At 70.5% G+C, this 7,396-nt stretch carries 7 protein-coding genes; 4 read left to right on the top strand and 3 right to left on the bottom strand.

The window, feature by feature from the left end; translation table 11 throughout:
• On the bottom strand, positions 1 to 244 hold a 244-nt coding region (locus VKG64_10320; protein ID HKB25437.1), incomplete at its 3' end, for a hypothetical protein.
• Positions 241 to 1,401, bottom strand: a complete 1,161-nt coding sequence (locus VKG64_10315) for a DUF362 domain-containing protein (protein HKB25436.1) — start codon at positions 1,399 to 1,401, stop codon at positions 241 to 243. The genes VKG64_10320 and VKG64_10315, both read right to left, overlap by 4 nt.
• 197 nt (positions 1,402 to 1,598) lie before the next feature.
• Between VKG64_10315 and VKG64_10310 the strand changes: the two genes are divergently transcribed.
• Both VKG64_10310 and VKG64_10305 read left to right on the top strand, forming a co-directional pair.
• Entirely contained in the window at positions 1,599 to 3,359 is a 1,761-nt protein-coding gene (locus VKG64_10310) for a CocE/NonD family hydrolase (GenBank protein ID HKB25435.1), read from the top strand.
• Positions 3,360 to 3,384: 25 nt separating this feature from the next.
• Positions 3,385 to 4,233 carry an LLM class flavin-dependent oxidoreductase gene (locus VKG64_10305; GenBank protein ID HKB25434.1) on the top strand — a complete coding sequence of 283 codons (849 nt, stop codon included), beginning with the start codon at positions 3,385 to 3,387 and terminating at the stop codon, positions 4,231 to 4,233.
• Here VKG64_10305 and VKG64_10300 read toward each other — a convergent pair.
• The gene (locus VKG64_10300; GenBank protein ID HKB25433.1) at positions 4,230 to 5,483 is read right to left on the bottom strand and encodes an MFS transporter; all 1,254 of its coding nucleotides are present in this window, start codon (positions 5,481 to 5,483) and stop codon (positions 4,230 to 4,232) included. The two genes, VKG64_10305 and VKG64_10300, sit on opposite strands and share 4 nt — an antisense overlap.
• A gap of 90 nt (positions 5,484 to 5,573) precedes the next feature.
• Here VKG64_10300 and VKG64_10295 point away from each other — a divergent pair, with 90 nt between their 5' ends.
• Positions 5,574 to 5,879, top strand: coding sequence for a phosphoribosylpyrophosphate synthetase (locus tag VKG64_10295; protein ID HKB25432.1), 306 nt, complete (start codon positions 5,574 to 5,576; stop codon positions 5,877 to 5,879).
• Positions 5,876 to 7,240 (top strand): NAD-dependent succinate-semialdehyde dehydrogenase, encoded by a 1,365-nt coding sequence (locus VKG64_10290; GenBank protein ID HKB25431.1) that lies wholly within the window; start codon positions 5,876 to 5,878, stop codon positions 7,238 to 7,240. Before VKG64_10295 ends, VKG64_10290 begins: the two co-directional genes overlap by 4 nt.
• The last annotated feature ends 156 nt before the right edge of the window (positions 7,241 to 7,396 follow it).

The following is a 7,396-nucleotide window of genomic DNA, read 5'->3' as shown; positions in this document are numbered from 1 at the left end:
CGCGGACGAGTGGACGCTCCGGCATCGCGAACGCCCCGGGGAGCGTGCGACGGTACTCCTCGAGATTGGTCGGCGCGAAGTACGCGACGATTCGCTCTTCCTCCTCGAACACCCACGCGCCCTTGTAGCGACCGGTCCACGCGCACAGCTCGGGGATCGGCCCCGCGGGACCCGTCATCGATGTCGCCGGAGCGCAGGCCGCGAGCACGAGCGCCGCGACGATCACGAAGCGCCGCGCGCTCACGCGCGTGCCTTCAAGCGACCGGGCACGTACATGCCGTTGACGGGCGTCGCGTACTCCTGACGGAAGGCGCCCACGTCGGCGCCGCGCATCGTGATCTTCGCCGGATCGGCGACGCCGAGCCCCACCGCTTCCGCCCACACGAGATGACCGATGGTGGCGGGATCGTACGTCATGGCGAGACAGCCGACCGTGTCCACGGCCACGGGGTCCGGGCCCGCGAGGATCGCGCGCATCGGCCCACCCGGTCCGGGACGGAAGGGATAGGCGCGGACGCCCGAGTTGATGCCGACGAGCGCGTCGATCACGACGTAGTCCGGCGGCCGCGCCATCACGAGGTCCACGATGTGGCCGGCGAGCGGGCGCATCTGATGATCGAGCGTGCCCTTGCCGACGCGGACCGACGGCGCGTGATAGACGCCGGCCGGCGCGACGCCGATCCAGTTCTTCAGCGCGAGCGTGACGCCGGCGTACTCGTGGTTCTTCAGCACCGGCACCGAGATCACGCGATCGGCGTCGAGGAACGCTTTCGCGAGCCAGTAGGAGTTGCGCTGCACGCCGCGCGTCAGCCTGACCTCGCGCACGAGGTCGAGTCCGCCGGGCTCGCGCCCGGCCTCGTTCAGATCGAGGAGGGTGGCGTCGAGCCGGCGCGCGAGATCGCGGAATCCGCCGCGCTCGAACGCGAGCCGCGTCGCCTCCGGACGGTAGTGGGCGACGGGCGTGCCGGGGGCCACCGAGGAGCCGTCGGCGAAGACGACCTGGCGCGCGCCGGCGTCGAGCGCGAGCTTCGCGACGGCTTCCGCGACGCGCACGTCGGTCGTGAACCCGGTGCCGCTCGGCAGCGCGACGACGAGGTTCAACTTGAGCACGACGCGATCGCCCGGCCGGATGACCCGCTCGAATCCGCCCGCCTGCTCGATCGCCTCCCGCACGAGACGCGCGGGATCGAGGAGGGCGCCGTCGGGCGCGTGCGCGATGCCGACGATCGGCGGCCGGACGTCGTGGATCACGCGCCTCGGTCGCGGCCGCCAGTCGCGCGTCAGGTGATAGTAGTAACCCGTGGTCGGAAGCGGCACCCCGCTGCCCAACGGAACGCTCGAAGCGCACCCGGTCACCGCGAGCGCCGAGAGGCCGCGGAGGAAGCGCCGCCGGGTCGTCATGGTGCGGAGACGGGCGTCGGCCATATACGAGAACAATAGGGCGGACGTCGCCGGTGCTCAATCCTTTTCGGGTAGAGCCGCCCTCGCGCGACGGTCCCGCGCTTGTCCCATGTGAGACACGGCGCCGCTGACCCTGACGCTCGGCGCTAACCGGCGACTGCCCGGCCCCCGGACGTATAATCGGCCGGAGTCCGCCGATGACGCGAACGAGCCCGCCGGCCTACAAGGTCGTCGTCACGAAGAACGTCCCCGCGCGCATGCGCGACGGGGTCGTGCTCCACGCCGACGTCTACCGCCCCGACGCGAGCGCGCGGTTTCCGGTGCTGCTCATGCGTCTTCCCTACGACAAGAACCTGCGTCAGCGCCCGGGGGACATCGACTACTTCGTCGAGCGAGGATACGTGGTGGTCGTGCAAGACACCCGCGGGCGATTCGCGTCCGAGGGGAGCGAATACTACGCCCTCGTGCACGAGATCGACGACGGCTACGACGCGGTCGAATGGGCGGCGGCCCAGTCCTGGTCGGACGGCGGCGTGGGCACGCTCGGACAGTCCTACCTCGGCGCGACGCAGTATCTGCTGGCGTCGACCCGGCCCCCGCACCTCAAGTGCCAGTTCCCCATCTCGTCCGGCGCGGACTTCCATCAGTGTTGGGTCTATCACACCGGCGGCGCCTTCGAGCTGGGCTGGCAGATCCCCTACGCGATCTTCATGGCGCGCGACTCGATCGCCCGTCAGGGGCTGACGCAGAGCCTCCTCCCCGAGCTGGAGCGCGACCTCGTCAAGGCGCCCACGCCCTTCGCCCAGCCGCTCTCCGATGCCGCCTATCGACGCTTGCCGCTCATGAGCTGGGCCGAGACCCTGAAGCCCGTGGCGCGCTATCTCGGAGACTATCTGCGCCACCCGGAGTACGGACCGTACTGGTGGCCGATCGACATGGAGCGCCAGCACGGGAACGTCGCCACGCCGATGTACCACGTGACCTCGTGGTACGACATCTTCCTGCACGGCGGCCTGGCGAATTTCTGCGGCCTCCGCCGGCGCGGGATGACCGAGGCGACACGCCGTGCCCAGAAGCTTCTCATCGGTCCGTGGGCTCATTTGTTTCCCTACACCAATCCCACGTCGGGCGGCACCGGCGAGGCCGACTTCGGGTCCGCCGCGCTGCTCGACATCCACGCGATCCAGCTCCGCTGGTTCGACCACTTCCTCAAGGGCATCGACACCGGCATCCTCGACGAGCCGCCGGTGAAGCTCTTCGTGATGGGCGAGAACACGTGGCGCGACGAGCACGAGTGGCCGCTCGGCCGCACCCGGTACACGCCGTGCTACTTCCACAGCCGCGGCAAGGCCAACACGCTCCACGGAGACGGCACGCTCGGCCCTTCGTCGCCGGAGGAGGAAGCGCCCGACCGCTACGTGTACGATCCGAACGATCCCGTGCCGACGCGGGGTGGAGGCACGCTGATCATTCCCATGGGCGCGTACGACCAGCGGCCGGTGGAGGAGCGCCGGGACGTGCTGGTCTACACCAGCGCGCCCATGGACACGGCGCTCGAGGTCACCGGTCCGGTGAAGGTCATGCTCTACGCGACGAGCAGCGCGCCGGACACCGACTTCACCGCCAAGCTCGTCGACGTGCGGCCGGACGGCTACGCTCAGAACCTGACCGACGGGATCATCCGGGCGCGGTATCGCCGGTCGCGGGAGCATCCCACGCTGCTCGACGCCGGCGAGGTGACGGAATTCACGATCGACCTGTGGGCGACGAGCCACGTGTTCCTGCTCGGCCACCGGATCCGTGTCGACATCAGCTCGAGCAACTTTCCCCGCTTCGACCGCAACCTCAACACCGGCGAGGACCAGGCGACGAGTACCCGGGTGCAGACCGCGGAGCAGACGATCTTTCACGATCGCCGGTATCCGTCGCACATCCTGCTGCCGGTGATCCCGCGGTAGCCGGCGGGCGGGCGCGCCGACGGTCATGAAGACCGACGTGCTCCTCATCCCGATGAGCGCTCGCTACGCCGAGATGCGCGCGGCGGCGCTCGCCGTCGAGGAGGCGGGATTCGACGGGCTCTGGACGTGGGATCACTTGCGGGATCCCGATCGAGACGGGGGGCCGGGCGTGCCGGAGGCGTGGACGGTCCTGGCGGCGCTCGCCGAGGCCACGCGGCGGATCTCCCTCGGGCCGCTCGTGCTGAACGTGGCGAATCGCCATCCGGGCCTCCTCGCCAACATGGCGGCGACGCTTCAGGCGGTGTCGGGCGGGCGCCTGCTCCTCGGGCTCGGCGCCGGCGGGAGCCGCCGGACCCCGTACGCCGCGGAGCAGGAGGCGCTCGGGCTGAGCGTCGAGCGCGACGAGGTCCGCGCGCGGCGCGTCGCCGAGGCGATCGACGTCATGCGCCGGCTCTGGTCCGGCGACGGCGGGAGCTTCGCCGGCGGCGCCTATCGCCTCGAGCGGCCGTCGGGATTCCTCCGGCCCGATCCCCCGCCGCCGATCATCGTCGGCGGGTTCGGCCCGCGGATGGCGGGCATCGCGGGCACGCACGCGGACGGCTTCAACACGCAGGCGTTCCATCCGCGCCTCGCCGACCTCGTCCAGGTCGCGCGCGACGCGCACACCGCCGCGGGGCGCGACGCCTCCCGGTTCATCGTCACGGTGTTCGCGGGAATGGAGGAGCGCTGGCTCAGGCCGGACTCGCGCGCCCGGCAGTCGCTCGAGCGCGTCGGCGTCCACCGGCTGATCCTGCTCGTGAGCCCGCCCTTCGACGCGGGCGAGATCCGGCGCGCGGGACGTCTGCTCGGCGGCGCGCCCGCCGACACGCGCTAGACGCGCGGTGCGCCCTCGCCCTCCTTGCGGTTCACGATGACGCCAGGCAGGAACGGGATGAAGAGGAGAACCAGCGCCGTCGTCCCGGAGTTGAGCCAGACGAGCTGGTGAAACGCCCAGCCCCGGCTGTCGATCAGCCACGAGCCCATGAGATCGGATCCCCCGAGGGCGAAGTTCCGCGCGCTCATCATCAGCGCGAAGCCGAGGCTCTCGCAGCCGGGCGGGGTCGAGCGGACGGCGAGGTCCATGAGGGCCAGCTCCGAGCAGATCACCGCGAAGCCGACGATCGCGTGGATCAGCGGGGCGCTGCCACGGCCGTAGTGCAGGTACAGGAGCGTCGCGAGCGCGTTCGTGGCGATCGCCGCGGTCAGGAACTGTCGGAGCCTCAACTTGCGGCAGACGATCCCGTAGAACGCGGCGCCGACGAGTCCGGCCGCGCCCTCGATGGTCTCCATCAGGCCGATGTACCGCGTGCCGAACTGGAGCGTGTCGGTCTGCAGGTAAAGGAGGGGCGTCGTGAAGCCCGGCGTGATGTAGACGAGGGCCAGAAAGCCGCCCGCCGCCCAGAGCGTCCTCGACCTCACGAGCGTCACGAGCTGGCGGCCCGCGTTGCGCAGCACCTCCCGGTCGCGGGCGGCCGCGGGCCGCTCGGTCAACACGAACAACGTCGCGAGCGTGAGGACGACGAGCAGCGCCGTCGCGATGCCGACCGTCCACCCGAACGCGACGGCGGCGAGATACCCGCCGAGAATCCCGTTGCTCAGCGACACGATGCTCTGGAGCGCCTGACGGAGGGAGGTCACGCGCCCGGAGATGCCGTACTTCCGCCCGGCCTCCACCATGAGACCGCCCATCACGGTGCTGGCGATGACCAGGGAGGCGTTGACCCCGAACGCGGCGAGCAGGAGCGGCCCGTGGGCTTTCGGCACCACGCCCAGCAGGAACCAGCAGAGCGCCGCCATGCCGGCGCCGAGCAGCATGTAGTGCCGCCGGCGTGTGCCGAATAGGGGGAACGCGTCGGACAGGATGCCGGCGAGCGGCTTCACGTTCCACGCGAAGGTCGCGACGAGCATGAAGGCCGCGAGGGTCTGCGCGTTGAAGTGAAGCTGGTTCTTCAGGAGGAGCTGGAGCGGGAGCCGTCCGATGACGCCAGGCTGAGCGAGGGTGGTGACGAAGGCGCCCAGCCCCACCATGATGTAGTACTGCCGCACGGTGAGGCCCGTATCCGGCACCCGCGTTCCGATGGCCATCGAGTGATGACGATAGGCAAGATGCCGGTGGACCGCAAGCGGCCATGTTTGAACCCACCGGGGTTGGCGTCGGTGGGACAATCAGCTGACATGGACGAGCAGACACTCGCCGGTGCTCTCCAAGATCTCGCACGGCGGGGTTTCACCCAGAACCTTTCGGTGGAAGGGAACCGGCTTCGAGTCGTCGAGACGGGGAAGACACTTCGGCCAGAGGACGTGGTCATCCGCGAGTACCATCGCTTCGAGGGAGTCTCCGACCCAGATGACATGGCGATCGTGTACGCGATCGAAGCGGAAGGCGGAATGCGGGGGACATTGGTCGATGCCTATGGCGCCTATTCGGACCCCGCCGTCAGCGCCTTCCTGAGCGCCGTGCCCGTGAGGAGGACCCAATGAGCCTTCAGTCCGTCAATCCCGCCACCGGCGAGATCCTCGAAACGTTCGACGAGACCTCCGGCCAGGAGCTCGAGCGCACGCTCGCGTCAGCGCACGCGGCGTTCGTCGAGTGGCGGACGGCGCCCTTCGCCCGGCGGGCGCAGCGGTTGCAGGAAGCCGCGCGCGTCCTGCGCGCCCGCAAAGCCGAGTACGCGCGCGCCATGACGCTCGAGATGGGCAAGCCGATCGTCCAGGCCGAGGCGGAAGTGGACAAGTGCGCCTGGGTTTGCGAGTACTACGCGGAGCACGGCGAGGCCTTGCTCGCCGAGCAACCGCGCCAGACGGACGCCTCGCGGAGCTACGTCCGCTTCGACCCCCTCGGACCCGTGCTCGCGGTGATGCCGTGGAACTTTCCCTTCTGGCAGGTGTTCCGCTTCGCCGCGCCCGCGCTGATGGCCGGCAACGCGGCCGTCCTCAAGCACGCCTCGAACGTGCCGCGCTGCGCGCTCGCGATTGAGGAGGTCTTCACCGCCGCGGGGTTCCCCCGCGGCCTCTTCGCCACCGTGCTAGTCGGGTCGTCGTCGGTCGCCGCGCTCATCGCCGATCCGCGCATCGTCGCCGTGACGCTGACGGGCAGCGACCTCGCCGGCAGCAAGGTCGCGGAGCACGCCGGGCGCGCGCTGAAGAAGACCGTGCTCGAGCTCGGCGGGAGCGACCCCTTCATCGTCCTCGCCGACGCCGACCTCGCCGCCGCGGCCAGGACCGCAGCCGACGCGCGGCTCGTCAACAGCGGTCAGAGCTGCATCGCCGCCAAGCGCTTCATCGTCGTCGAGCCCGTCGCCGACCGGTTCCTCGAGCGGTTTCTCGACGAGCTCCACTCTCGCCGCGTGGGCGACCCCATGGCGCGCGAGACCCAGGTGGGGCCGCTGGCGCGCGTGGACCTCCGGGACGCGCTGCAGCGGCAGGTGGAGGAATCGGTCAAGCGCGGGGCCCGCCTTCTCCTGGGCGGCAAGATCCCGCCCGGCAAAGGGGCCTTCTATCCGCCGACTCTGCTCGCGGCCGTCGACAAGGGCGTGCCGGCCTTCGACGAAGAGACCTTCGGGCCCGTCGCCGCCGTGATCCGCGCCAAGGACGAGACCGACGCCGTGCGCCTCGCCAACGACTCGGCCTTCGGCCTCGGCGCCTCGCTCTGGACCCAGGACCGCGCGCGCGCCGAGCGCGTGGCGGCGCAGATCGAGGCGGGCGCGGTCTTCGTCAACGGCCTCGTGAAGTCGGACCCGCGCCTGCCCTTCGGCGGGATCAAGCGCTCGGGCTATGGCCGCGAGCTCTCCGAGTACGGCATCCGCGAGTTCGTCAACATCAAGTCGGTCTGGATCGCGTAGCGGCGCGCCGGCGCGCTTTACCTCGGAGGTGATTGCGGCGGCTCCCGGCGCAGCGCACCCTAGGAGCCGCGATGGGCCACCTCTACGAGCCTCCGCTGAACCAGATCGTCGCCGCGCTGCTGGCGCTCCTCGGCCTGTTCGCGGCCGCGCGCGGGG

The sequence above is a fragment of the Candidatus Methylomirabilota bacterium genome, assembly GCA_035260325.1.
Lineage (GTDB): Bacteria > Methylomirabilota > Methylomirabilia > Rokubacteriales > CSP1-6 > AR19.
The sequence above is the reverse complement of the archived record's forward strand: the minus strand, read 5'-3'. Positions and strand labels throughout refer to the sequence as shown.

What these genes read in the sequence shown, in the direction of transcription:
- VKG64_10315 (HKB25436.1), bottom strand. Translation starts at nt 1,401, where the DNA reads ATGACGACCCGGCGGCGCTTCCTCCGCGGCCTCTCGGCGCTCGCGGTG.
- VKG64_10305 (HKB25434.1), top strand. Translation starts at nt 3,385, where the DNA reads ATGAAGACCGACGTGCTCCTCATCCCGATGAGCGCTCGCTACGCCGAG.
- VKG64_10300 (HKB25433.1), bottom strand. Translation starts at nt 5,483, where the DNA reads ATGGCCATCGGAACGCGGGTGCCGGATACGGGCCTCACCGTGCGGCAG.
- VKG64_10310 (HKB25435.1), top strand. Translation starts at nt 1,599, where the DNA reads ATGACGCGAACGAGCCCGCCGGCCTACAAGGTCGTCGTCACGAAGAAC.
- VKG64_10295 (HKB25432.1), top strand. Translation starts at nt 5,574, where the DNA reads ATGGACGAGCAGACACTCGCCGGTGCTCTCCAAGATCTCGCACGGCGG.
- VKG64_10290 (HKB25431.1), top strand. Translation starts at nt 5,876, where the DNA reads ATGAGCCTTCAGTCCGTCAATCCCGCCACCGGCGAGATCCTCGAAACG.